General features: G+C 67.2%; 17 protein-coding genes. 5 read left to right on the top strand and 12 right to left on the bottom strand.

What is annotated here, in order from left to right; genetic code table 11:
* Positions 1–19: 19 nt before the first annotated feature.
* The 8 genes from HL653_RS04190 to HL653_RS04225 all read right to left on the bottom strand — a co-directional run bounded on the left by HL653_RS04190 (position 20) and on the right by HL653_RS04225 (position 11,616).
* The gene (locus HL653_RS04190) at positions 20–1,081 is read right to left on the bottom strand and encodes a glycerophosphodiester phosphodiesterase family protein (RefSeq protein WP_171743401.1); all 1,062 of its coding nucleotides are present in this window, start codon (positions 1,079–1,081) and stop codon (positions 20–22) included.
* 249 nt (positions 1,082–1,330) lie between these two features.
* A complete protein-coding gene (locus HL653_RS04195) occupies positions 1,331–2,209 on the bottom strand; it encodes a transglutaminase family protein (RefSeq protein ID WP_171743402.1) in 879 nt (292 codons plus the stop codon).
* A 12-nt stretch (positions 2,210–2,221) separates the two neighbouring features.
* Positions 2,222–4,717, bottom strand: a complete 2,496-nt coding sequence (locus HL653_RS04200; RefSeq protein WP_171746769.1) for a circularly permuted type 2 ATP-grasp protein — start codon at positions 4,715–4,717, stop codon at positions 2,222–2,224.
* Positions 4,718–4,802: 85 nt separating this feature from the next.
* Entirely contained in the window at positions 4,803–8,156 is a 3,354-nt protein-coding gene (locus HL653_RS04205) for a DUF2126 domain-containing protein (RefSeq protein WP_171743403.1), read from the bottom strand.
* 336 nt (positions 8,157–8,492) lie between these two features.
* Entirely contained in the window at positions 8,493–9,581 is a 1,089-nt protein-coding gene (locus tag HL653_RS04210; RefSeq protein ID WP_367613603.1) for an FAD:protein FMN transferase, read from the bottom strand.
* A complete protein-coding gene (locus HL653_RS04215) occupies positions 9,482–10,468 on the bottom strand; it encodes a DUF4198 domain-containing protein (RefSeq protein WP_171743404.1) in 987 nt (328 codons plus the stop codon). The genes HL653_RS04210 and HL653_RS04215 overlap by 100 nt, the downstream gene beginning before the upstream one ends.
* Complete coding sequence (locus HL653_RS04220; protein ID WP_171743405.1) at positions 10,468–10,950, bottom strand: DUF2271 domain-containing protein; 483 nt, start codon at positions 10,948–10,950, stop codon at positions 10,468–10,470. Before HL653_RS04220 ends, HL653_RS04215 begins: the two co-directional genes overlap by 1 nt.
* A gap of 12 nt (positions 10,951–10,962) precedes the next feature.
* Complete coding sequence (locus HL653_RS04225; protein ID WP_171743406.1) at positions 10,963–11,616, bottom strand: PepSY-associated TM helix domain-containing protein; 654 nt, start codon at positions 11,614–11,616, stop codon at positions 10,963–10,965.
* A gap of 301 nt (positions 11,617–11,917) precedes the next feature.
* Between HL653_RS04225 and HL653_RS04230 the strand changes: the two genes are divergently transcribed.
* The 3 genes from HL653_RS04230 (at position 11,918) to HL653_RS04240 (ending at position 14,068) form a co-directional block, all read left to right on the top strand.
* Positions 11,918–12,292: a hypothetical protein gene (locus HL653_RS04230; RefSeq protein WP_253717525.1), complete on the top strand. Its 375-nt coding sequence runs from the start codon at positions 11,918–11,920 to the stop codon at positions 12,290–12,292.
* A 71-nt stretch (positions 12,293–12,363) separates the two neighbouring features.
* On the top strand, positions 12,364–13,677 hold the full coding sequence (locus HL653_RS04235) for a PepSY domain-containing protein (protein ID WP_171743408.1): 1,314 nt from the start codon (positions 12,364–12,366) through the stop codon (positions 13,675–13,677).
* Between the two features lie 91 nt (positions 13,678–13,768).
* Positions 13,769–14,068 (top strand): hypothetical protein, encoded by a 300-nt coding sequence (locus HL653_RS04240; RefSeq protein ID WP_171743409.1) that lies wholly within the window; start codon positions 13,769–13,771, stop codon positions 14,066–14,068.
* A gap of 13 nt (positions 14,069–14,081) precedes the next feature.
* Here the strand turns inward: HL653_RS04240 and HL653_RS04245 are convergent, their stop codons facing one another.
* Both HL653_RS04245 and HL653_RS04250 read right to left on the bottom strand, forming a co-directional pair.
* Positions 14,082–14,498, bottom strand: a complete 417-nt coding sequence (locus HL653_RS04245) for a hypothetical protein (RefSeq protein ID WP_171743410.1) — start codon at positions 14,496–14,498, stop codon at positions 14,082–14,084.
* A 133-nt stretch (positions 14,499–14,631) separates the two neighbouring features.
* On the bottom strand, positions 14,632–15,936 hold the full coding sequence (locus HL653_RS04250; RefSeq protein ID WP_171743411.1) for a UDP-glucose/GDP-mannose dehydrogenase family protein: 1,305 nt from the start codon (positions 15,934–15,936) through the stop codon (positions 14,632–14,634).
* A 477-nt stretch (positions 15,937–16,413) separates the two neighbouring features.
* Here HL653_RS04250 and HL653_RS04255 point away from each other — a divergent pair, with 477 nt between their 5' ends.
* Both HL653_RS04255 and HL653_RS04260 read left to right on the top strand, forming a co-directional pair.
* On the top strand, positions 16,414–17,742 hold the full coding sequence (locus HL653_RS04255) for an O-antigen ligase (protein WP_171743412.1): 1,329 nt from the start codon (positions 16,414–16,416) through the stop codon (positions 17,740–17,742).
* A gap of 161 nt (positions 17,743–17,903) precedes the next feature.
* Positions 17,904–19,313: a lipopolysaccharide biosynthesis protein gene (locus HL653_RS04260; protein WP_171743413.1), complete on the top strand. Its 1,410-nt coding sequence runs from the start codon at positions 17,904–17,906 to the stop codon at positions 19,311–19,313.
* Positions 19,314–19,331: 18 nt separating this feature from the next.
* Here HL653_RS04260 and HL653_RS04265 read toward each other — a convergent pair whose 3' ends face one another.
* Both HL653_RS04265 and HL653_RS04270 read right to left on the bottom strand, forming a co-directional pair.
* Positions 19,332–20,801: a hypothetical protein gene (locus HL653_RS04265; RefSeq protein ID WP_171743414.1), complete on the bottom strand. Its 1,470-nt coding sequence runs from the start codon at positions 20,799–20,801 to the stop codon at positions 19,332–19,334.
* Between the two features lie 129 nt (positions 20,802–20,930).
* Entirely contained in the window at positions 20,931–26,000 is a 5,070-nt protein-coding gene (locus tag HL653_RS04270) for a hypothetical protein (protein WP_171743415.1), read from the bottom strand.
* Between the last annotated feature and the right edge of the window lie 669 nt (positions 26,001–26,669).

Consider the following 26,669-nt stretch of genomic DNA (forward strand, 5'->3'; position numbering starts at 1 on the left):
CACCCGGCCGCTCCATCCGTCAGGCGTTGGCGAGCTTCGCGGCCGCCAGCGGCTTGCGACGGCGCAGCGCGAAGCCGACACCGCCGAAGCCGACGAGCATCATCATCCAGGTGCTCGCCTCCGGCACCGCCGACGAGAAGGTGTCGACCGCCGCGACGGCGAGGTCGGGATAGTTGGCGAACACGCCGTCCATGCCCATCGCCAGATAGCTGGCGAACTGCGCCGCCGCCCGCGTCGGATCGGCCTGGCTGAAGGTCCAGCCATGGACCTGCAGGCCCACCGCATGCGCCTGGGCGATATAATCGGCGGTGATCGCCGCGCTCAGCGAAAGGCCGATGCCGTCCGTGAAGCTCGCAATCTCCTGCATCGAGTAGACTCTGGTGCCCACGCGGATGGCGGCCGCGCCGGACGAGTCGGTCGTCGCATAGCCGAGCACGACCGTCGCCAGATCCATGCCCAGCGCGGCCGACTTCTCCTCGATGCTGCGGATCGTCTGATCGCTGAACGACTGGACGAACAATTTGTCGCCCGTCGTGCCATAGCCGTTGGCCTTGAGCGTGCTGATGATCGCATTCTCCATCGCCGGATCGGCCTGCTTGGCTTCCGGATAGATGCCGACGGTCCGGCCCGTCGCGGCGCTCTGCTGCTTGGCGAGATCGATCACCTCCTGGAAGGTCGGCACGCGCATCTCGGCATTGGCGGGCGTGAAGCCCGGATAGCTGGTCTGCGCGGTGCCCACTGGCTTCACGGTGAGCGTCTTGATCTCGGCGAGCGAGAAATCCTCGACGCGGTAGCCGCCGTTGCGCGGGGCGAACAAGGTGGCGACGTTGGTCGTGCGGTTCAGCGTGGCGTCGTGCATCGCGACGAGCTGGCCGTCGGAGGTGAACTGAAGATCCGGTTCGATGAAGTCGGCGCCCATGCGGACGGCGAGTTCATAGCCCGCCAGCGTATGCTCGGGCAGATAACCGCTCGCGCCGCGATGCGCGATCACGATCGGGTCGGCCGCCTGGGCGGCCACGGGCGCAAGGCAAGCGCTGACGAGAAGGGCAGTGACACCGGCCGCAAATCGGAATGCTTTCACGATCATCTCCCACGGAAGGCCCAGATTGGCCGGGGAGCGAGTTAGGTTAACGCGATGACTCGACCGTGACTCCTGGATGAACGATATTGTCATTTTTTGGCGGATTATCGCGGAAAATAGTGAGCGGGACGCTCCAACAGAGCCCGATCCGGACGATTCCGGAGCGCCCCAATTTCGTGGTGTTAAGAAAATCGGAAGGGCAAGCGTCGCCGGGCCACCCCCACGACACCGCTGACCCGAAAACCGTCCCTAACCCAGCGGCTCCACGTCCACCGACACGTCGATCTTCTGGCCGTTGCGGCCGACGAACACGCCGTCGATCGGCGCGACATCGGCATAGTCGCGGCCGATCGCGGCGACGATATGGTCCGGCCCCACCGTGCAGCCGTTGGTGGGATCGAAGCCCAGCCAGCCGCGCGCGGGCCCGCACCACAGGATCACCCAGGCGTGGGTGGCGTCCGCGCCCACCAGCCGTTCCTTGCCGGGCGGCGGGATCGTGCGGAGGTAACCCGACACATAGGCCGCCGCCAGCCCCGCCGAGCGCGCGCCCGAGATCATGATCTGCGCGAAATCCTGGCACACGCCGCGCCGCGCCGCGAAGGCCTCGGCCGGGCTGGTATCCAGTTCGGTGGCGCTGCCGTCATATTGGAAGCCCGCCCGGATCGCGCGGGCGAGCGCGAGCCCGGCCTCCACCACGCCGCGCTCCGGCCGCAGTTCCTCCGCGCACCAGGCGGCGATTTCGGGGAAGGCCGCGATCAGCGGCGAGGGAAACAGGAAATTGGCGGGCGCCGTCCGCCCCAGATCGCGCACGTCGCGCGCCAGCCGCCCAGCCTCCGCCACCGAGAGATCGTCCGCCGCCGGCTCGGGCGCGATCCGGTCGACGGTCACGGTCGATCGGCTCTCGATCGCCAGCGCCGAGGTGCGCTTGTCCAGCACGAAGCGCTCGCCCAGCACGCAATAGCCATTGTCGCGCCCCGGCAGCAGCGGCGTCTGCGGATCGATCGTCAGCGCATATTCCTCCACGCGCTGCCCATCCCAGTCGACCGGATGCAGCCGCAGATTGCAGCGCGCGAACCGCACGGGAAATTCATAGTCGAAGCGCGTCAGATGACGGACGGTATAGCGCATCGCGGAGCGTCCTCAGGCCAGCGTCATGCCGGCGGCGCGGATCGTCTCCGCCCCCTGCAGGAAATAGCGGCGGCCGATCGCGTCGGAGAGCGACATCAGCTTGTTCTCGACGCTGAGCAACGCCGTGCGCGCCATCGCCTCGCTCCGCATCGTCGCGATCGTGAAGCCGAGATCGGTGGCGAGCGCGACCGGCTCCTCCTCGATCCCGTCGTCGCGCAGCGAGGGAAGCGCCGCCAGATGCTCGCGCACGCGATCGATCTGGAAGGCGATCGAGCGCGGATTGTACGGATCGAGCGCGACCAGATCGCGCACCGGCACCAAAGCGAGCCCGGTGAGATAGCGCGCGCGGTAGCTGATCTGGCTGTCGCACAGATCCAGCAAGGTGGTCAGATCGTCCGACACCGCCGATTCGGAGGCGAAGGTCCGCACGCAGCGTGCCACCGTCATCGCGCGCTCGATCCGGCGCCCCATGTCGTGGAAGCGCCAGCCGGCATTGCGCCCCATATTCTCGGCGGCGAGGCCCGCCAGCGCCGCGAACCGATCCTGCAGGCTCGCCGCACGCGCCAGCATCGCATCGGCATCCTCGATGCCGACCGTGGGCATCGGCAGATCGATCAGGCGCCACACGTCCGCCGCCAGCCGGTCGCGGATCACCTCGGCGATGCCGTGCGCCGCCGACAGGAGCGAGCGGACGCTGGCGAGGCCGGATCCGTCGAGCGCGGCGCCCGCCATCTCGGCCAGATCGCGGATCGCGCCGCCTTCCTCGTCTTCCTCGTCCTCCTCGATCTTCGCGGCGCCGGTGGAGATGAGCAACGTCGCCAGCCGATCGAGCGTCATCGGCACCAGGCTGGCGCCGCCATCGGCATCGATCGTGCCGCCCAGCGTCGCGCGCACCAGCCGCAGCGTCGCGTCGCCGCGCTCCAGATAGCGGCCGAGCCAGTAGAGATTGTCCGCAGCCCGGCTGGGCAGCGTGCCCGGATTGCGCCGCACCGCCACATGCTGCGGCATCAGCGACACCGGCTCCACCTGCTTCAGCGCGACGATGCCGACATCGGCCGAGAAAGCGCCCTCGCCCATCACGGTGGCGCGCACGTCCGAATCGTCGCCCAGCCGCGCGAAGCCGCCCGGCATCACCGTCCAGCGCCCTTCGCCGTCGCGCGCGGCGAACGCGCGCAGCGTGAACGGCCGCGCGACCAGCTTGCCATCCTGCACCACCGGCATGGTCGAGAGGCGCACCACTTCGCGGCCGACATAATCCTGCGGGCGCCGCGCGATCTCCGCCTTCAGCGCGTCGCGATCCGCCCAGTCGAGGTGCGCGCCCAAGGTCGGCCCCCTGGGTAGGCCCAGCGCCGGATCGCCGAAGGCGGGCGCCACCAGCATCTCGTCCAGATTGGCCAGCATCTCCGCGCGCGGGCCGTCCTGCCCGCACCACCAGGTGGCGATATTGGGCAGCTTCAGATCCTCGCCCAGCAGGCGCCGCGCGAGGATCGGCAGGAAGGCCGCCATGGCGGGCGCCTCCATCACGCCCGTGCCCGGCGCATTGGCGATGATCGCCTGTCCGCCCGCGATCACGTCCATCAGGCCCGGCACGCCGATGCGCGAGCTGGTGTCGAACGCCAGCGGATCGAGGAATTTGGTGTCGATGCGCCGCCACAGCGCGTCGATCCGCTTCAGCCCCTCGATCGTGCGGACAAACAATTGGTTGTCGCGCACGGCGAGATCGTCGCCCTCCACCAGCAGGAAGCCCAGATAGCGCGCGAGATGCGCCTGCTCGGCATAGCTGGGATTGTAGCGGCCCGGCGTGAGCAGGCCGATGCGCGGATCGGAGCGGCGGCAGACGGCTGCAAGCCCCTCCCGGAAATCCGCGAAGAAAGGCGCGAGACGCTGGACGTTCAGGCGCGTCTGGAGCGGGCCCATCACGCGGCTCGCCGCCAGCCGGTTCTCCAGCGCATAGCCGGCCCCCGCCGGCGCGCGCGTATGATCGGCCAGCACGCGCCATTCGCCGTCCGGCCCGCGCCCCAGATCGACCGCGTAGATTTGCAGCCGGTGTCCGCTGGCCGGCTCCATCCCGATCATCGATCGCCAGAAATGGCGGCTGCCCGTGACGAGCGGCGCGGGCAGATAACCGTCCGTGACGAGGCTGGCCGGGCCATAGACATCGGCCAGCACGGCCTCCATCAGATCGGCACGCTGGACGATGCCGGCGGCGATCCCCTGCCACTCATCCTCGCCGATCAGCAGCGGCAGCGCGGCGGCCGGCCACGGCCGTTCGCGCGTGTCGCCGGGCAGGCGGAAGGCGGTGCCCAGTTCGTCCACCTGCCGGCCGATCCGGTCCTGCAGGCGCTGCAGCCGCCCCTCGGTGAGCGTGGCCACGCCGTCGAACAGATAATGCCACCAGCGCCCGCCGCGCCCCATGTCCCCGCGCACGACATCGCCCGCATCGGCCTGCGCGACATAGGAATCGAGCCATCCCTGCCCCCAGGACGGCATTCCCGGCAGCTGCGCCATGTTGGTCCCTCCGGCCGACATCAGCTGGCCGAGGCGCATGGGGAAAGCTCCTCCCCGTTTCGGGGAGGATCAAAACGGCGGACCATCACAGCCCCGCCGGCCGACGCAGATCGAGCGTCATCGGGAATTCGCCACCCTGTTCCTCGGGCGGCATGGCGAGCTTGCCGGGCGTGTGGCCCTGCTCCTCGAAGCGCGCCTTGCGCCGCGCCTCCGCCTCATAATCGTTGATCGGCACGCCTTCGTAGCTGCGCCCGCCCGGATGGCCGACATGATAGACGCAGCCGCCCAGCGAGCGCCCGTTCCACGTATCGAGCACGTCGAACGTCAGCGGCGCATCCACGGGCAGGCGCGGATGGAGGCAATTGGCCGGCGCCCACGCCTTGTAGCGCACGCCGCCCACGCCCTCGCCGGGCGTGCCCGTCGCCGTCATCGGCACGCGGCGTCCGTTGCACGTGACGATGTGGCGGCCGGGCGTGAGGCCCGTCGCGCGCACCTGCAGCCGTTCCGTCGAGCTGTCGACATAGCGCACCGTGCCACCGATCGCGCCCGTCTCGCCCAGCACCGGCCAGGGCTCCAGCGCGTGCGCGATCTCCAGCGTCACCCCGCCCGCCACGATATGGCCATGCACCGGGAAGCGGAACTGGCGCTGCGCCTCGAACCAGGCGGGATCGAAATCATAGCCCGCGCCGCGCAGGTCGCCCAGCACCTCGAGGAAATCGGCCCACACGAAATGGCCGAGCATGAAGCGGTCGTGGAGCGTCGTGCCCCAGCGCACCAGCCCGCCCGCCTGCGGCTCGCGCCAGAACCACGCGACCATCGCGCGCAGCAGCAATTGCTGGGCGAGGCTCATCTTGGGCTCGGGCGGCATCTCGAACCCGCGAAACTCGACGAGGCCGAGGCGCCCGGTCGGCCCGTCGGGCGAGAAGAGCTTGTCGATGCAGATTTCGGTGCGGTGCGTATTGCCCGTCACGTCCACCAGCAGGTTGCGGAACAGGCGATCGACCACCCAGGCCGGCGGCGTCTCGCCCCCCGCCAGCGGATTGGCGACCTGCGCCAGCGCCACTTCCAGCTCATAGAGCCCGTCATGCCGCGCCTCGTCGATGCGCGGTGCCTGGCTGGTCGGCCCGATGAACAGCCCGGAGAAGAGGTAGGAGAGCGACGGGTGGCGCTGCCAGTAGAGCACGAAGCTCTTCAGCATGTCCGGCCGGCGGATGAAGGGTGAATCCAGCACCGATCGCCCGCCCAGCACCAGATGGTTGCCGCCACCCGTGCCCACGGAACGCCCGTCGATCAGGAACTTGTCCGCCGTCAGCCCGATCTCGCGCGCCATCTCGTAGAGCGAGGCGGTCAGATCGACCGTCTCGTCCCACGTCGCGGTGGGCTGGACGTTCACCTCGATCACGCCGGGATCGGGCGTCACCTTCAACACCTGCAGGCGCGGATCGGGCGGCGGCGCATAGCCCTCCACCCGGATCGGGATGCGCGTCGCCTCGGCGGTCGCCTCGATCGCGGCGATCAGCTCGAGATAATCCTCGAGGCGTTCGGTGGGCGGCAGGAACACCGCCAGATAGCCCGCGCGCGGCTCGACCGTCACCGCCGTCCGCACCGCGCCGTCGATCATCACCTGCTCGACGCGCTCCTGCGCGGCATTGCCCTCGCTCGCGACCGCTTCCGATCGCTGGTCGCGCACCGCGCCGTCCGTCTCTCCGGCCGCCAGCGGCTTCGCGCGGAAATCGGGGAGCGGCGCGACCGGCTCGGTCGTGTCGCGGATATGGTGATAGGGATAATCGCTCTTGGGAACGTGCGGCAGCGATCCCAGCGGCAGGCGATAGCCGACCGCGCTGTCGCCGGGGACGAGGAAGAGTTTGCCCCGCCGCACGCGCCACTGCTCGCTGCGCCAGCGGCGCGGCTCGGGCGCGCTCGCCGCCTGCCACGCCTGGATCGGCAGCACATAGCCGACCGGCCTGGAGAGCCCCCGCTCGAACGCGCGCACCATTCGCGCCCGCGCCTCCGGATCCTCGATCTCGGGATCGGTGGGGATCGTGTTGTCGGGAAGGTCGGCTTCCTTCAGCGACCATTCGACCGGATCCTCGTAAGCGGCCTGCACATAGTCGCCCGGCACGTCGAGCTGCGCGGCGATGCCCTTCAGGAAATCCTCGGCCGCGTCGGCCGCGAGCGGGGCCGCATCCGGCAGCGCCTCGGCCAGCAGGCTCGTGTCGCGCCACACCGGCACGCCGTCGCCGCGCCAATAGACCGAATAGCCCCAGCGCGGCAGGCTCTCGCCCGGATACCATTTGCCCTGGCCGTGATGGATCAGCCCGCCCGGCGCGAACCTGTCGCGCATCCGGCGGACGAGTTTGTCGGCATAGGCCGCCTTGGTCGGGCCGACCGCATCGGCATTCCATTCCGGCGCCTCGGGATCGTCGGCGGCAAGGAAGGTGGGCTCGCCCCCCGTCGTCAGCCGCACGTCCTGCGCGACCAGATCGGCATCCACCTTCCGCCCAAGCGCGTCCAGCGCGTGCCAGCGCGCATCGGTGAAGGGCTTGGTGATCCGCACCGCCTCGGCGATGCGCTGCACGTCCATCGCGAAGCTGAAATCGGTGTGCGCGGGCTCCAGCAGCGCACCCTCGATCGGCGTGGCCGAGCGATAATGGGGCGTCGCGCACAGCGGGATATGCCCTTCGCCCGCGAACAATCCGGAGGTGGGATCCATGCCGACCCAGCCCGCCCCCGGCACATAGGCCTCGGCCCAGGCATGCAGATCGCACACGTCCTGCGCGACGCCCTTGGGCCCGTCGACCGCGACCACGTCGGGCGTCAGCTGGATCGAGTAGCCGGAGACGAAGCGCGCGGCGAAGCCCAGCCGCCGCAGCAGATTGACGAGCAGCCACGAGGAATCGCGGCAGGAGCCCGTCCCGATGCAGAGCGTCTCCTCGGGCGTCTGCACCCCCGGCTCCATCCGGATCACATAGCCGACCGCCTCGTTCACGGCGCGGTTCAGCTCGACGAGGAAATCGATCGTCCCCATCTCGACGGACTCGAACCGCCGGAACAGCGCCTCGAACAGATCGCCCTGCCCCTCGCAGTCGAAATAGGCCGACAGATCGTTGGCCAGATCGGGCGCGTAGGCGAAGGGCCGCGCGGTGGCATAGTCCTCGACGAAGAAGTCGAACGGATTGATCACCGCCAGATCGGCGATCAGGTCCACGGTCACGCGGAATTCGCTGGTCGGCTCCGGGATCACGATCCGCGCCAGCCAGTTGCCGTGCGGGTCCTGCTGCCAGTTGATGAAATGCGCCTCGGGCAGGATCTTCAGCGAATAATTGGGCACGTCGGTGCGGCTGTGCGGCGCCGGGCGCAGCCGGATCGTCTGCGGCCCGAGCATGACCGGCCGGTCATACCGATAGGAGGTCAGATGATGGAGCGCGGCCTGTATCACCCTCGCGCTTGCAGCACAGCGCCGGGGCGGGAGCAAGCGATTGCCGGTGGTTCGTTACAGATCGTGATACCGGCCGGGTGGGGCGAGGCTTGGGATCGCCTCTCATATCGCCCGACCCGAGAGGCTGACCGGCACGTCTTCCCGATCCTCAACCCTCCGTTCGTTCTGAGCGAAGTCGAAGAACGTGCCGCAAACGTGCCGCGTGAAGCCCGTGCTTCGACTTCGCTCAGCACGAACGGGTCAAGAGATGGCGACTGCTTTTGGCCAGAGTTTCAGAAGCAGCGGGTCTGAGACTCTCATCCCGCCCGCGCGGGTGATCGTGCACGGAGAAGCCGCTCAGTCTTCCAGCATCGCCTGCAGCGCAGGGCTCACATGCTCACGAAAACCATGCCCCTCGCGCGTCACGATCCGCGCCGCCAGCCCGCGCTCCGCCGCCCTCGCCAGCCCCCGCTCCGGCCCCAGCACGGTCAGCGCGGTCGCCCAGCCATCGGCGAGCATCGCGCTCTCATGCAGCACGCTCACCGACACGACATGCACCGGCAGCGCCTGCCCCGTCGCCGGATCGATCGTGTGCGCGCCGCGTCGATAATCGCCCGACGTGGCGACCGCCATCTCGTGGAGCGCGAGGTGGAACGGCGCCAGCGCCACGCCCGGCGGCACCTCCAGCGCCACCCACCACGGCTCGCCATCGGGGCGCAGCCCGCGCCCGACCAGCTCGCCGCCAATCTCGATCAGGAAATGGCGGATGTCCCGTGCCGTCAGCAGATCGGCCACCGCATCCACCGCATAGCCTTTGGCGATGCCCGAAAGATCCAGCCAGAGGTCTCCCGGCTGGAGCAGCCGCCGCGCGGCGGGATCGAACGCGAGCTTCCGCCAGCCCGATTCGGCCCGTGCGGCGCCGAGATCGTCATCGGCGGGAATCTCCGCGCCATAGCCCAGCAAAGCTGCCGCCCGCCCCAGCGTGGGATCGAACGCGCCGCCGCTCTCCTCCGCGATCCGGAGCGCGCAGGCGATCACGGCCGCGAAATCGGGCGGCAGATCGGCCCAGTGCCCGGCGCCCAGACGATTGAAGCGCGAGAGATGGGAGGTCGGCTCCCACTGGCTCATCTCCGCGATGATCCCGTCGAGCCGGGCGAGGATCGCGCCGTGAAGCGCCAGAAGATCCAGCGACGGTGACGAAACCAGCCGAAGCCGCCAGTCCGTCCCCATCGTGGTGCCGCCGAGATCGACGATCGGCGCGAAGGGATCGCGCGCCGCGAAGGCGCCCGTCGAGACGCGGGGCGGCAGCGCGACGCGCGCCTCCCCGCTCGCGTCCCGTCCTGCGGTCAGGGCGTCGCCACCTCGATCGTGGCGGTATAGCCCATCCGGCGCTTCTGCGCCTTGGGCTCGGAGGGATGCGCGTCCTCGGCAGCGGCGCCGACCCAGAACATCCCCGCCATCGGCCATGTGATCGCCGCTACGCCGTCCGCACCGGTCGTCAGCTCGATCGTGCCCGTCTCCTCGCGATAGCGATCGCCGCCGGGGATCACCGTCACCTTCACGCCCGCCGCCGGCTTGCCGTCGATCAGGAAGCGGAAGCGAGAGGTTTCGCCCGAGGCCGCTTCGTTCGGGTGCGTGATCGGCTCCAGCTCCAGCGCCTTGCCGGTCGGCTTGAACACCGTGGTGGTGGTCGCGCCCTGGGTCACGAACGTCTCGACCGTGTTGACGATCTCGGTCAGCTTGATGTCGGTCGCCTCGGGCGGAATGTCCGCCAGCGCGATCGGAGGCAGACGGCGCGGGCCATCGGGGCCACCCGGCCCTCCGGGACCACCAGCGCCGCCCGGTCCGCCGGGACCGCCCGGTCCATCTGCTCCCCCCGGACGGCCGGCGCCGGGGCCACCCGGACCGCCAGCAGCACCGGGCCCGCCCGGCCCACCGGGCCCGCCGGCACCCGGCGGCGGACCACCGCGCCCACCTACGCGGCGCTCCTCGCCGTTCAGCTTCAGCGTGCCCATCACCATCATCTGCTGGCTGGCGACCTTCCAGGTGCCGGACTGTTCCAGTCGCACGTCGAAGGCGGTGCGGAGGCGGCCCGAGAAGGTCGCGGTCGGCTTGGCCTCGGTGCCGTCCGGCTTCCAGATCTTGATGCTGTCGATCCCGATCGGGCGGTGATCGAAATAGAAGACATGCTCCGATCCGGCCGCGTCGAACGTCACGAAATTGTTGCTGCCGGAGAAGAGCGTTCCAGACGGCAGGATGAAGCTGTGATCGGCCTGCGCGGCGGCGGGCACGAGCGCGGCGGCGAGCAGCGCGGCGACGATGCGGGCGCGCATCACTTGGCCGCCACCACGACGGCGCCCAGCTCGGTCTTGCCCGAGGCGCGACCCGCATAAGCGGGAACCGAGATCGGCACGCTCACCAGCTCGCGCCCGCCGCCCTCGCGCGCGGATTCGACGCTCAGCACATAATTGCCCGGCGCGATGTCGGTCGGCAGCGGGATCGCATAGGTGCCCGGCCCCTTGGTCGCGCCGCTGACGCCGTCGACCGGCAGCTTCAGGCTGCGGCCGCTCTTGCGCCACCAGGAGCGCAGATCCGCCAGCCACTTGTGGCCCGGCTCCGCGCCGCCCTTCTTGATGTCGTACCAGGCGAAGAGGCTGCGGGCGGCGCCGCCGCCGGCGGGCTCGATCCAGCCCGCCACGTAGGGCTTGTGATATTCGGCCACCGGGATGCGGGGGAGCGTGACGCTGACCGTACCGGCGACGGCGGCCGGAGCGACGAGCACGCCGCCGATCAGCGCGAAGGAAGCATGGCGCATGGAATGAACCCCTCAGTGGATGAAGATGATAGCGATGATGAGCGGCACCGCGAAGCCCAGCCCGACGAGCGGCCACGTCTTCTTGCGATGCTTGGCGTGGAACTGGAGCAGCAGCAGGCCGGTGCCCGTGAAGAGCAAAGCGGCGGCGGCGAACGCATCGATGAACAGGCGCCAGCCGAGCCCGGTGTTGCGCCCCTTGTGCAGATCGTTCAGCAGCGAGATCCAGCCCTGCCGGGTGACCTCCGAGCTGATCGCCCCACTCGCACGGTTGACGCTCACCCAGGCGTCACCGCCGGGGCGCGGCATCGCCACATAGACCTCGTCGTCGCTCCATTCACCCGCGCGACCGGAGGGATCGAGGCCCACCTGCCCCGCCACCGCCTGCGCCACCGGCGCCGGCATCGGCGCGCCCTCGGCCGGCGTGGCCTTCAGCAGGCGCAGCAGCGAAAGCGGCAAAGTGCCCGATTTCTGGACGACCTGCGGATGCGCGGGGATCGAGGCGGCATGGTTGAGCGTCACGCCCGTCAGCGCGAACAGGAACATCCCGATCAGCGACACGGCCGCGCTGATCCAGTGCCATGTGTGGAGCTGCTTCAGCCACCAGCCGCGCGTGATGCGCTTGCGCTTGACGGGAGCGGTCTTGGGGAGGGGCGGAGAGGCGTTCACGGATATGGCCGGTAGCGCGAATGATTCGCATCCGCAACGCCTATTGCGAATCGTTCGCACGTCCGTCTCGCCGTTCGGCCGGCCGTCCGAATCCGCTCCCTTGGCATTGATCCCCCATTCCCGGCGATTTCCTGCGCCGGAGAAGGCCTTTTACCGATCGATCGCCGCATCTTATTTCAGGACTGAAGGATTCGATCACACCACGCGCCGATTGTCGTGAATCATCGACAGCCGCGCTCCGCTCCCATATCGTCGCCGCATGCAGCTTCGGGCGATCGGCGGACGGGGACAACAGCGGGCCATGATCCTGCTGGCCGCGCTCGCCCTGATCCTGCGAATCCTGATTCCGTCGGGCTGGATGCCCGCCGCCGACCGCATCGGCCTGATGCCCTGCTTCGGCACGGTTTCGGCAGGCCATGCCGCGGCGGCGATGGATCATGCGGGCCACCATGCCGCCCACCGTCGCGGCGATCATCCGGACGACGGCAAGAGCGACAGGCCCTGCGCCTTCGCCGGCTTCGCCTGCGCGCTGGCCGAGCCGGATGTTGTGTCCGGCCCGCCGCTCGTTCCCCTCGCCGCCCCGATCCTGCTCGGCGGCGTCGCGGCGGCGGCCCGGATCGGTGCGGGCCTCGCCGCCCCCCCGCCACCTCCGACAGGCCCACCCGTCACCCCCTGATCACCCTTCCCCGCCACCCGCTCTCCGGGTGGTCTCGGCGCGAGCCGCTCGCGCCCGATCAGGATCGTCCCATGTCGCATCTCTACCGCGCCGTCTGGCGTTGGCATTTCTACGCGGGCCTGCTGGTGCTGCCCTTCCTCGCCTGGCTGGCCGTCACCGGCGCGCTCTACCTCTACAAGGCTGAAATCGAACGGAATTTTTACGGCAGCTGGATGGTCGCCAGCCCCCACGCCGCCGCGCCAAAAATCGCGCCCCTGCTCAACGCCGTCACCTCCGCCACCGGAGGCACCGTCACCCAGATCGTGAAGCCCGCCTCCGGGGGTGAGGCATGGCGGATGAACCTGACGCTGGCGGACGGCCAGAAGCGCATGGCCTTCGTCGATCCGGCCGACGGCCGCGTGCTGGGCATGACGCGGCCGGGCGGGATCATGGGGCTGGTGAAGGATCTGCACAGCCTCGCCATCACCGGCCCGGTCGGCAATGCGCTGATCGAGATTGCGGCGGGCTGGGCGATCATCCTCGTCCTCACCGGTTTCTATCTGTGGTGGCCCCGCCGGGGCAGCCCGATCGTCGGCCTGCGCGGCGCGCCCGGCCAGCGCCTGTTCTGGCGCGATCTCCACGCCTCGCTCGGGCTGGTCGCGGGCGGGATCGTCTTGTTCCTCGCCGTCACGGGCATGCCGTGGAGCGGGGTGTGGGGCAAGAACGTGCAGGCCTGGGTGACGAGCCATTCGCTCGGCAAGCCCAAGGCCCCCGCCGCCGCCGGCGCCGGCGGCGAGCATGCTGGGCATGAGGGCATGGCTGCGATGCCGTGGGCGATGCAGAAGATGATGATGCCGATGGACCACAAGACCGGCCCGGCCATCGGCCCCGATCGTGCGATCACGGCGGCGCAGGCGGCCGGCCTCTCCGGCGCGTGGACGCTCACTTTGCCCGCCGCGCCCGGCAAGCCTTATCTCTTCTCCGTCACCGCCCGCGCGGCGGAAGAGGAACGTGCCGTCTATGTCGGCTATAGCGACGGCCGCATCCTGCAGGACACGGGCTATGCCCGCTACGGCGCCGGATCGCGCTGGATCGACTGGGGCGTGCAGACGCATCAGGGGCTGGAATATGGCGAGCCGAACCGGCTGCTGATGCTGGCGGGCTGCATCGGCCTGCTGCTGCTGGCGATCAGCGCCCCCGTCATGTGGTGGAAGCGGCGCCCCGCCGGCCGGATCGCCGCGCCGCCGCGCGTGCGTCCTCAGGCAGCCACGCGCGGCCTGCTCGTCATCATGCTGGCCGGCGGCGCGCTCTTTCCGCTGACCGGCCTGACGATGGTCGCGGCCCTGCTGCTCGACATGGCGGTGCGGCGGACGGGCACCGGGCGGCTGGAGGCCGCCGCCGCCTGAATTGGATCCGAAGAGCGTCACCCTCGCCCGGCCTGCCGATTTTCGGGATTTTTTCGTTGCCCGGCCGGGCGCCCCCCGCCATCCCGAGGGCATGCGCGTCCTCCGGATCTATCACGACCTGACGTTCGGGCTGGAATCCTGGATCGGCAGCGACACCGTGCCGCATATCTGCGCGGGGCTGGCGCTGTGGCTAATCGGGGCGCTGGTCCTCAGGCGGCCGCTGCGCGACCCCTGGTCCTTGTCGCTGACGGTGCTGGGCGAAGCCGTCAACGAGACGTTCGATTATATCCTGCACATCGGCTGGAGCCTGGGCGATACGCTGCACGACATCGCCTGGACCCTGTTCTGGCCCATCGTGATCCAGCAATTCCTGGCGCGCTCGCGCCGCTGAATCGCCCTCCCGCTCAGCGCGAGGCGGCGAAGTCCGGAACGGGACGGCGGCGTGAAGAATCCGACGATTTCGCCACCAGCGCCTTTTTCTGATCGCGCACCGCCTTCGCGGCCGCCTCCTCGATCCGCCAGCGCGTGCGGCGATAATAGCCGAGCAGGCACAGCGCGCCCGGCCAGAAGACGGTCGCGGCGACATCGCCGATCGTGTCGGACCAGCGCCAGCTGCCCCAAAAGAGGCGGTCCATCACTTCGTTGGCGAGTTCGAGCGCGACGACGATCTGGAATGCCACCGGCGATGCGCGCCGCGTCCTGAGCGCGACCTGCGCCAGCACGTAGATGGCGAGCCCCGCATAGGTGTGGACGATCTTGTCCGACCCTGCGAGCCGGACGATGGCCCCCGTCAGCGCGATATAGTCCGAGAGCAGATCCATGCCCCCCACCTAGCCGGGGGGCAGTTAAAATATGCCTCACGCCGATACCGAAAAATCCCCGCGATCGGAGATTTTCGGCATCGTGGCGGGTCCGCCCGATCGACGCCGCCCGGAGCGGCGCCGATCGAGAGGCTTACTTGCCGATGCCGACGTAGCGCAGACCGGCCTTCTCGGCCTCGACCGGCGGATAGACGTTCCGCAGATCGACCAGCAGCGGATCGGTGAGCAGCGACTTGATGCGGCCGAGATCCAGCGCGCGGAACGCATCCCATTCGGTGACGATCACCAGCGCCGCCGCGCCTTCGGCCGCCTCATAGGGGCCATCGACATAGTCGACGTTGTTCAGGACCTTCTCGGCCTGCTCGCGCCCTTCCGGATCATAGGCGCGGACGACGGCGCCCGCATCCTGCAGCGTCTGGATGATGGCGATGGCGGGCGAATCGCGCATGTCGTCGGTGTTCGGCTTGAAGGTCAGGCCGAGGATGCCGATCGTCTTGCCCTTCACGTCGCCGCCGGCCGCCTTGATCACCTTGCGCCCCATCGCGCGCTTGCGCTGATCGTTGGCGGTGACGACCGCCTCGACGATGCGCAGCGGCGATTCGTAATCCTGGGCGGTCTTCAGCAGCGCGAGCGTATCCTTCGGGAAGCAGGAGCCGCCATAGCCGGGGCCGGCATGCAGGAACTTGCGCCCGATGCGATTGTCGAGGCCGATGCCGCGCGCCACTTCCTGCACGTCCGCGCCCGCCACTTCGCAGAGATCGGCGATCTCGTTGATGAAGGTGATCTTGGTCGCGAGGAAGGCGTTCGCGGCATATTTGATGATCTCGGCCGTGCGGCGGCGCGTGAACAGCACCGGCGCCGACTGGTTGAGCGAGAGCGGACGATAGATCTGGGCGAGAACCTCGCGCGCGAAATCGTCCTCCACGCCGCAGACGACGCGGTCGGGCCGCTTGAAATCGTCGATCGCGGCGCCCTCACGCAGGAACTCCGGATTGGAGGCGACCTTGATGCCCTTTTCGGGGCCCACCTCGGCCACGATCCGCTCGACCTCGTCCCCGGTGCCGACCGGCACGGTCGACTTGGTGACGATCACGGCGGGGCCGGTGAGCGCCGCCACGACTTCGTGGACGGCGCCGAACACATAGGAAAGATCGGCATGACCGTCGCCGCGACGCGAGGGCGTGCCGACGGCGATGAACACCGCATCGGCTCCGGCGACGCCGGCGGCCAGATCGGTGGTGAAAGAGAGGCGGCCGGCCTTGACGTTGCTCGCCACGAGCGCGTCCAGACCCGGCTCGTAGATCGGCATCACATTGCGCTCGAGCGCCTCGATCTTCGAGGCGTCCTTGTCGACACAGACGACTTCGTGACCGAAATCGGAGAAACAGGCGCCGGAAACAAGCCCGACATAGCCCGTGCCGATCATCGTGATACGCATTCCCAACCCCCGAATTTCTTGCGGTGCAGCATCCCGTAACCATTTCCGGGGGGGAACGAAAGCGCCGCGTATCGAGGCGCGACGGAAGGAGCGTCCGGAACGGCCACTGGCGACGGCCCGCAACGTTAAGCCTGTCTGCACCCCGGTCCTGAGCGCTCATTGGCGGTTTGTAAGCCCGGCACCAGATCGCGCTGTTCCCCCGATACGGCGCACGCCACGCACATTCCGTCTCCCATACGGTAACCAAACCCCGTCGCTGCCGGTTGCGAGCCGCAATCGTGCCGCATATACCATGCCGCAAAGCAGCATTTGGCGGTCTCCTGACGGACAAGCCCCCGGCGCGCGTCGAACACTGGAGTTGGGTATGCCCACGAAACGTCGGTCCGGTCGCGCACGAGGCCATGCACCTCATACCGTTGATGCCGTTCCCCTGTCTTTGGCGTAAGACGTCCGCCGTAGCGTAACAGCGAGTATAAGATGGCCACACGTTCGATGCCGAAACTCGCGGCGGTGGAGCAGCCGTCCTACCAGTGGGCGGCGTTCGCGCTGGGCTTCTTCCTCCAGTTCAATCTCGTGCCGACGGCCTGGCACATTCCGATCACCCGCTTCACGCAGCTCCTGATGCTGCCGTGCATCGCGTTTCTGGTGCATCGCCTCGCCAGCCGTCCGAACCCGCTTCCCACGCTTCTCTATTGCGCGGGGATGCTGCTGCTGGTCGTGCTGCATCTGGCCTTCAGCGGCACCCCGCTCGCCTTCGGCGGCGGCAATATCGATCTGGCCGCCAGCGTCGGCTATGCATTGTATCTGCTCGGCGGCGTCGGGCTCTACATCATGCTGGCTCAGCGCAGCGGAACCTCGTGGTTCTGCTGGGGCATCCTGATCGGCGGGCTTTTTTCGCTCCTCGTCTTCGTGATGGAGGCGAACGGCCTGACGGGGCTCGCCAAGGCCATCGGCCTCACCCAGCCGACCCAGTCGCTGCAGAAGATCGGAAGCGACGACGGCTTCACCCGGCTGACCGGCATGTGGGGACATGCCAACGAGGTGGGCCACGTCCTCGCCATCGCCGCGCCCGCGGCCGGCTATCTGTATGTCTCACGCCGGGAGCGGATGCCGCTGGTGTTGCTCGGCCTCATCACGATGGCCTGCTTCTTCTTCACGGCCAATCGCGGCGGCGTGATCGCCGTGATCGTCACCGGCCTCGCGATGCTCGTCGCGCGCAAGGAGCGCGTGGACATCAAACGCAAATCGTTCCTGTTCACGATGCTGGGCGTGGTCGGGGTCTGCTACGCGCTCTACTTTCTGCCCTCTCCCGATTTCATCTATGCGCGGTTCGCCGGCGATTCCGGGGCCATCAACAGCAATGCCTCGGGTCGCCTCGTGACGACGCGTCTCGGCATCGATATCGCACTCCATCACCCGTTCGGCATGGGCGTGACCGACTGGCGTGCCGCGCTGGAGCGGGGAAGCGGCTTCCAGACGCCGCACAACGGCTTCATTTCCATGACGAACGGAATGGGCATTCCGTTCTTGCTGATGTGCGTCTGGGCCCTGATCGCCGTGACCCTGGCGGGGCTGCGGCAGCCGCGCAAATTGTCGCTGGACATCTTCCTCATGCTGGCGGCCGTGCAGATGGCCGTGTCCTTCATGTTCGAGGAATTGTCCTATGTGGACAGCTTCATGATGATCTCCGCGCTGATCATGGCGCGCGTCTATTCGGGCGCGGTGAATCTCGTGGGCCGGGGACGCGGGCGCGGCGCCGTGCCGATGCGACGCAAGCCGGACGCGCAGGCGCAACCGGCCCTGTAATGCCGGACCGGGCGATCCTTTGCGGGTGTCGCCCGGAGATGACGCCGTGCGGCGGCCCGCCCCTGAATAGGCGCGGGCGCCGAGCACGGCGCGCGCCGGTCCGCCCTTCCACCTCCCTCGGTTCGATATAGGGCAGCATGGTCCTCAAGAATTTCGCGACGATGTCCGCGCTGAGCATCTTCCGCTCCGCGGCGCAGCTGGGGATCAACGTCCTCCTCGCCTTCTTCATCGATCCCAGCGAATATGGGCTCGTCGCCTTCTCGACGCCGTTCATCGTCCTCATCAGCATGCTGACCGATCTCGGCATGTCGAGCGCGCTGGTCCGGATCGAGGGGCTGGAGCGCAAGACGGTGGGAGCGGCCTTCACGCTGCTGATCTCGCTGGGCGCGGCTTTCGCGCTGGTGCTGGTCGTCTGCACGCCCTTCATCGCCATGGGCGTGAAGATGCCGGGTCTGCCCGGCGTGCTGAGCGGGATGACGTTCGGCGCGATCCTGAGCATCACCGCGATCGTTCCGCGCGCGATGCTGGAACGCGCGCTCGATTATTCGAAGATCGCGCTGACGGAGAGCCTCGCCGTGGCCGTCGCCGGCGTCAGCGCCGTGCTGCTCGCCGCCAGCGGCGCGGGCGTGTGGGCGCTCGTCTCCTTCATGATCATCACCAATGCGCTGCGGGCGATCCTGTTCTGCTTTCTCGCGCGCAACTGGCTCTCCATCTCGTTCGAGTGGCGGCGCTGCGCCGGGATCGTGACGTTCGGCGGCTGGGTGCTGCTCACCAATCTGCTGACATTCCTCGCCCGCAATTTCGACAATCTGCTGATCGGCACCGTATTGGGCGCGGCGAGCATCGGGCTTTATGGCCTGTCCTATCAATTCATGCTGATCCCGATGATCGCGATCACCTGGCCGGCGAGCGGCGTGCTGCTCGCGACGCTGAGCCGGGGCGGATATGATGGACCGCAGGCCGAACGGATCATCCTCGCCACCATCGGCGTGACCGCTACGATCACCTTCCCGATGATGATCTGCCTGAGCCTGGTATTCCCCGATTTCGCCAATGCGGTCCTTTCCCCCAAATGGCGGGAGATCAGCGAGATCCTGCCCTGGCTGGCGCCGCTCGGGGCGTTGCAATCCATCTCGTCCTACAACGGCACCGTGCTGCTGGTGGCCGGGCGGGCACGCGCGCAGTTCGTCTATGCGGTGCTGAACACCGTGCTGACGATGCTGGCCTGCATCATCGGCATCCAGTGGGGCCTGATGGGCATGGTGAAGGCGGTGGTGATCGTCGGCACGATCATCTCCTTGTGGTTCATCGGCGTGGTCGTCAGCGTATCACGCCTGCATTGGCTGAATCTGGCCAAGGCGCTCGTTCCGGCCGCCTGCTCGAGCGCGGCGGCGATCCTGGTCGCGATGCTGTTCCACTCCTGGCCGCCCCATTTGCCGGCGCCCTACGTGGCGCTGGCGGCGGGCCTGGCGATCGCCGTGCTGGCCGTCTACGCGCTGTTCCTCGGACAGCTGAAGAGCTGGGGCAAGGCGCTCGCCAGCCGGAACAGTCCGGAGCCCGTCGTCGCCTGAGCGATCGGGCAGCGATGCCTAGGACGCCTTGAAGCTCACCTGCGGCGCCGGGCCGCCGCTCTTGCCGCGCAGCAGGATCGGCATCGCCGTCAACGCGCCCCAGCCCCGTCCGGCCGGCGCGGTCGGCTTGCACATCGGCTGCATCGTCGCGGCATCCGTCTGAAACTGGGCGGGCCGGGTGCGATCGGCCAGCCAGATCGCCGTGACGGGCCCGTCCTTGCCGACGAAATCCACGCGCATCGCGCTGCCCTGCCGCACGCGACGGACGGGCTTGGCGTCGCGCACCAGCCGGGCCGCCGCCTGATAGGCGCAATAGGCCGGCTTCGGACGGTAATCGAACCCGACAAGGCCGAAATTGTCCTCGATCTCCGCCGGATTCTGGCCACTATCCTTCAGCTCATAATACCACGCACCGCGGATCCACGGCCGCGTCGATGCGCCGAGGAGGAATTGGGCGACGTTTTCCGCCACCTCCTGCTGGGGAACGCTGCAGGTGCCGCGCCCCGTGGGCCAGCCGAATTCGCTGACATAGATGTCCGATTTGCCCGGCGCGTGCGCGGCGGCATAAGCATGGATGCCATCCAGCCGCGTCATCATTTCATCGGCGGCATGCGTCAGCCATTTCGGCGCGCAGTGATCGTAAATGTGGACGGAGAGCGCGTCCGCCGCATCGAGGCCGCCCGCATCGATCATCGCCTTCGTCCATTCGAACGGCGTCTGGCCCTTGTCGTCCGCAGCACCGCCCGCGAGGATGATGCCGTCGGGCGCCGCCTTGCGGAGCGCGGGCGCGGTGGCCTTCACCAGCGCGACATAGGCTTCGGGCGTGCCATGATCGCCCCGGCGGGCGCCCTTGTCCCACTCGTTCCAGATCTCGAACAGGACATGGCCTCCCTTCCACTGCGCCGCGCTATCGCCCGTGAAGGACGCGAAAGCCCGCAGCGCCTGGGGCGAGCGCGGCAACTCGCCGCCATCCATCGTGGAAATGACGCCGTGCGGCGTCAGCAACGGCGGCGCGAGATCGCGCCGGTGGGAGATGCTGAAGAAATCGGGAAGCTTGGCGGCGATACCGGCGGGAGGCGTATTGGCCAACAGCGGCCAGGCGATATTGTCGCGGATCGAGACGATATCGAGCGCACGCATCGCCGCCATCGTGGGGGCGAGCTGATAGCCGCTTCCTTTCACCTTCCCGCCGAAATGCACCTGCACGCCGGTGATGAGCGGCGTCGGCCGGGTGATGGCCGTGTCCTCTTTCTGGGCGGCGGCGGGCTGGCAGCGACCGGGCGCGCCGAGCAGCAGCGGGAGCGCCGCCGCGAGCGCGAGCGGCATCACCCATTTCCTGCGATGCGACGTGGCGGAAGTGACGGCGGTGGCGGGTTCGGGAAAAAGGGGATGGGCGTGCATGTGGACGCTTCTCACGCTGAGCGGATGCAGATCCGGTGGCATGGCCGGCAGCATCGTCCTGCCGCCGGCCATGATCAAGGCGCGCAACCGCGCTCCTCTCCCCTCTGTTCCCTCCCGTGACGGCGAAATGCGACGACCGGCGTGGAAATCGGCCGACCGACAATATCCGGACGACGATCCGACCCGCCCCGATCACGGAGCGGGCCGGCCCGCGGATCAGCCGAAGTGGAAGCCGCCGCTGTCCTTGATCAGGTGCGACATCGCCAGACCCTCGACCAGGATCGAGGTGCCGGAGTCGATCGTCACCATCGTGCCATCGGCGGTTTCGCTCAGGGTCGCCGTCTTGCCGGCCTTGAGGAAGGCCGACAGATCGATCGTGTCGCCCGCATCGAAATCGCCGATCTTGGCATGCCCCGACTTGCTGAAGACGAACACGTCATTGCCGCCACCGCCGAACAGGGTGTCGTCGCCACCCTGACCGTCGATGATGTTGTTGCCGCTGTTGCCGCGCAGCACGTCCGCCCGGCTGCTGCCGGTGGCGTTGATGTTGGCGGTGCCGGTGAGGCGCAGTTCCTCGACATAGGTGTCGGCGATGCTCTGGCTCACCGACGAATAGATGATGTCGTAGCCCTGGCTCGCGCCCGCCAGCTCGATCACCTTGCTGTTCGCATTGTCGATGAAATAGATGTCGTCGCCCTTGCCGCCCACGAAGATGTGCGCGCCCGGCGTATCGAAGATATTGCCGCCGGCATCGCCATAGATCGTGTCGATCGGCACGCTGTTGTGCGAGTCGGGATCGGCCGGGAGCAGGATCCCGGTGCCGCTGGCCGTGCCGTCCACATCGATGCTGTAGACCGACTTCGGCGCCACGGTCGTGCCGTCCGTCACCGTGTAGGTGACGTCGACATTGGCGTGCGTGCCCTCGTTCAGCAGACCGGCCACCGCATGCGTGTCCAGCGTGAGCACGCCGTTGACGATCGAGTACATCGACGCATCGATGACCTTCAGGACATTGCCCGCGCCATCCACCAGATTCACGGTCGGCGTGCCCGCCAGCTTCAGGTTCGTGCCCGACAGCGAACTGTAGGACAGGAGCTTGGCCGTCGTGCTGCCCTGATCCGCGGCCTCCGCATAGGCATGGAACGACTTGGCGCCGCTCGCCGCCGTGAAGGCCTCCAGCGTCTTTTCGCCGGTGGCATCATAATAGGTCAGCAGCTTGCTGCCGTCGGCATTGTTCTGCTGCGAGAAATCGAGCGTGCCATCGGCATGGTAGCGCGTCAGGCTCTGGGCCGCGCCACCCGCGAAGAAGGTGACGTGATCCGACACATAGGTCTGGCCGGTGATGCCGTAGTGGAACTGCTCACCGCTCTTGTCCGCATTGGTGACGGATTTCGACTTCAGATCGCCGGTCACCGGATCGAACGTCCAGATCGTGGTCGCCTGCTGGCCGCTGGTGTTGACCTGCGTCGTCACATGGCCGGTCGTGTCGTAGGAGCGGACGGCCGATCCCCCATCGGCAGCGACGAGCACCTTCTGGCTGATCACCCCGGCGGCGTTGTAATATTCCTTCGCCGTGCTGCCGTCCGAACCGCGCTGCTCGAAATAATCGAGCGTGCCATCCGCATGGAAACGGCTCACGCTCGCGAGCGTGTTGTTCGCCGAGTAAACGGTCTGGTCGGACGTGTAGCTCTTGCCCGTAATCCCGTACGTCCAGACGACGCCGCTCTTGTCGGCATTGAAGATCGTCTTGGACGTCATCGCCCCGGAGGCCGACTCATAGGACCAGGTGGTCGTCGAGTTGGCGGTGCTGATGTCCTGCCGCTGCGCCAGCCGGCCGGCGCTGTCGTAGGAATAGGTGCTGCGGCTGCCATTGGCGCCGACCTGCACCTCCAGCGTCAGGATGCCCTTGGCCGAATAATAATCATAGACCGCGCTGCCGTCCGACGTGTGCTGCTCGAAATAATCGCGCGTGCCGTCGGCATGATAACGGGTCACGTTATAGAGCGAACCGCTGGCCGTGTAGACATATTGATCGGACGTGTAGCTCTTGCCCGTGATCCCGTAATGCCAGACCATGCCGCTCTTGTCGGCATTGAACAAAGTCTTCATCGTCGTCGCGCCCGACGTCGTGTCGTAGGCCCAGGTGGTCGTCACGTTCGAGGCGCTGACATCCTGGCGCTGGGTCAGACGGCCGGCACCATTATAGGTGTAGGTGCTCCGGCTGCCGTTGGCGGCGATCTGCACTTCCTGCGTCAGGACGCCGGTGGCCGAATAATAATCATAGACCGCGCTGCCGTCGGACGGATGCTGCTCGAAATAATCGCGCGTGCCGTCGGCGTGATAGCGGGTCAGATTATAGAGGCTGCCATTCGCATTATAGACATACTGATCGGACGTGTAGCTCTTGCCCGTGATCCCATAATGCCAGACCATGCCGCTCTTGTCGGCATTGAACGACGTCTTCATCGTCGTCGCGCCCGACGCCGCGTCATAGGTCCAGTTGGTCGTCACGTTGGAGGCGCTGACTTCCTGACGCTGGGTCAGGCGCCCCGCACCATCGTAGGAGAAGGTGCTGCGCATGCCGTTCGCGCCGATCTGCACTTCCTGCGTCAGCACGCCACTCGCGGAATAATAATCATAGACCACGCTGCCGTCCGAGCCGTATTTCTCGTAATAATCGCGGGTGCCGTCGGCGTGATAACGGGTCAGGCTGGCGACGCTGCCGTTCGCGGCATAGACATACTGATCCGACGTGTAGCTCTTGCCCGTGATCCCGTAGTGCGAGACGGTGCCGCTCTTGTCGGCATTGAACACGGACTTGCTGGTCAGCGCACCGCTCGTCGCGTCATACGTCCAGCTTGAGGTGACATTGGCGGCGGTGACATCCTGCACCATGCGGCCCTGAGCATCATAGGTCGTCGTCGCGCGGGCGCCGGAGGCGCTGACGCGGACTTCCTGCGTGAGCAGACCGGCGGCCGAGTAGAAGTCCTGCACGGTGCTGCCATCGGCATTGCGCTGCTCGTAATAATCGCGCGAACCATCCGCGTGCAGCCGGGTCATGCTCGCCAGCACGTTGCCCGCCGTATAGACGGCGTGGTCCGCCACATACGTCTTGCCGGTGATCCCGTAATGCCAGACGTCGCCGCTCTTGTCGGCCTTGAACACCGTCTTGGTCGCCACGGCGCCGCTCGCGTCATAGGCCCATGTCGAGGTGACGCCGACGGCGCTGACATCCTGGATCATCCGGCCGGCGCTGTCATAGGTGGTGGTCGCACGGCTGCCGTCGGCGGCGGTGCGAACCTCCTGCGAGATCACCCCGGCAGCGGTATAGAAATCCTGCTGGATGCTGCCGTCGGCATTGCGCTGCTCGTAATAATCGCGCGAGCCGTCGGCGTGGAGCCGGGTCATGCTGACGAGGACGTTACCCGCCGAATAGACGGAGTGATCCGACACATAGGTCTTGCCGGTGATCCCGTAATGCCAGACGTCGCCGCTCTTGTCGGCGTTGAAGACGGTCTTCGTCGAGACCGCGCCGGACGTCACATCGTACAGCAGCGTGGTCGTGACGCTCTTCGCGCTGATATCGACGCGCTGGGTCGTGCGCCCCGCACTGTCATAGTTGATCGTGGTGCGGCTGCCATCGGCCGCGAGATGCGTCTCGTCGACGGTCAGACCGTTCTTGTAGCTGTAATGCGCCGAGCCGCCATTGGCATAGACCACGTCCAGCGTCGTCGCGACGCCATTGGCCAGCGCATAATTGGAGGTCGACGTGAGGGTGCCGTACTGATCGTACGCGGTTTCGATCCGCGAGGTCGATCCGACATTCTCGATCATGAAGCTGTAGCCGCCGGCAATCTTGCCGAGCAGGCTGCCATAATGAGCGATGATATCCTTCATCGTCGGGATGGAGGCGACTTCCAGCGCATGGCTGTCGGTGAGCTTCACGCTGGTGATGCCGCTCGTCTTCGACAGCGTATCGATCTGCGCGATGAAGCTGGCCGTATCGATCGTAAGCGTCGGATCGGTCGCGACGAGCGGGGTCGCCACATAGGGATGGCTGCTGCCCAGCTCGACGATCAGCGGCGTGTCCGAAACGGGCAGCGTGATCGAGGACACATTGGTGTAGGAGGCGATCGGCGTCGTGCCGTCCAGCGGGCTATAGACATAGACATGCGCCTGGACGGAGCTGAACGAGACCGTCACCGGCTGCGATGCCACCGCGACGTTCGAATTGGTCGCCGTGTTCCACGAGCTGACGTCGCGCCAGATCACCAGATCGCTGCCGCCCGCGGCCTTGCCGACGTTCAGCGTATGACCATCGCTGCCGAGCCCCTGCACCTGGACCGTTCCGGCCATCGCGCTGCCGCCCGTCGCGTTGAGCAGGGAGGTGAAATTGTGGAGCGCGGTCGCGGCCAGCTTCGGAGAGCCATCGGCGTTGAACAGGCCGAAATACTTCTCGGCCTCCGGCGACGTCGCCGTCGTATTCTCGAACGTGGGCGTATCGAGCAGCTGATAGACGTAGCTCATCGACGAACCGTTGGCATAGGCCATCAGAAGATCCGTCAACGTCATCTTCGCCTGGGCGAGCTCGTTCACCGCGATGCCGGCGGCCGCCTTGGCCGTGGTGAAGCCCGTCTCGGTGACCACATAGCCTTCGCCCGGCGTCACATTGTTGGCCAGCGTGACGCTGTTCGCGTAGCGCTTGGCCACGTCGGTCGCCGCGCCCGCATAGAAATGGACGTTGGCATAATCGCTATAGTCGGAAAGATCGCCGAACGCGGCGTAATTCGCCTCACGCCCCATCGCCATATTGTAGACGCTGACGCCGGAGAGCGCGGCATTCGCCTTCACATCGGCATACAGCTGCTGCTGTACCTTGATCGCGGCGGCGAACGACGTGTCACCGGCATAGTTCGTGCCGAAGAGATCAACCTCGTTCTGCCCCTCGATCGCGATCACCTGCCCCGGATTGCCCTTGGCGAAGGCGGCGACCCCATCGACGAAGCTCTGGACCCCCGCGCTGCCGTTGACCGCGACGATGTTCGAAGCGACGAAGTCGAACTTGACGCCGGCATCGGCCATCGCCTGAAGAACCTGGCCCGGAACACCATCCGACCGGAAATTGTCGCGAACCGTATCGATACCGATATAATCGAGCGAGCGAATCACCAGCGCCGCGTTGACGTATCCATCATTGTCGAACATCCCGCTGTGGGTGTTGACGCCGAAGCTACCAAGCAGATCCGAGGCGGACACGGAGAGGATTTGCGATGACTGGTCAGGCATGACTGGCGCTACTCTTACTCGACAATCTACTGGGAGATGTCGGATTAGCAGATCCGGGCTTTTATTCGGTTAACGCGCATGCCTACCACAAGCTTAAACGCTCGTTGCACCTATAGAACGACATGGTCGCAAGCGCAGATATCAAGCCAACCGCCGCTCCGGATATCGTGCCTTATAATATGATGGTCGTTCCACCGGATATCCGAAGGCCATCCGAAGCATTGAATCGAAGATATCGAGTCTTTCCGACGCGATCAATCTCCAGGAACGGCAACAATATCGTTCCGGATACGCACATTACTCCGCATGTCCGAATCGATTCCATCTCACGAACTTTTATGTCGCCCTGTTATCAAGCACGTAGGGCCATCGTGAGACGCGAATCGGTCCTGGATGCGTCCGCCGGCCATCGATTCGGGCTTTTTGCCGTGCGGCAGGCGCCCGTTTTCGCGGGATGAACTCCGGGCGAAGTCCCGCCGCGTGGATGACGCTGCGGAGAGAATCTGTTAATCATGCCGCAGGCGGGGCGCGCTCGCAGTGTCTTCTGCGCGCATCCCGCAAGGGGGTGGAAAACTGTCTTGATCGCGGCACGAGCCGCCGGTGAGTCCGGATATTCCGGGATCGGAATCGGCTGCGCGTGCGGAAAAGGCCGTGGCGATTCCATCGCCG

This window comes from Sphingomonas sp. AP4-R1 (assembly GCF_013113735.1).
Taxonomy (GTDB): Bacteria; Pseudomonadota; Alphaproteobacteria; order Sphingomonadales; family Sphingomonadaceae; genus Sphingomonas_I.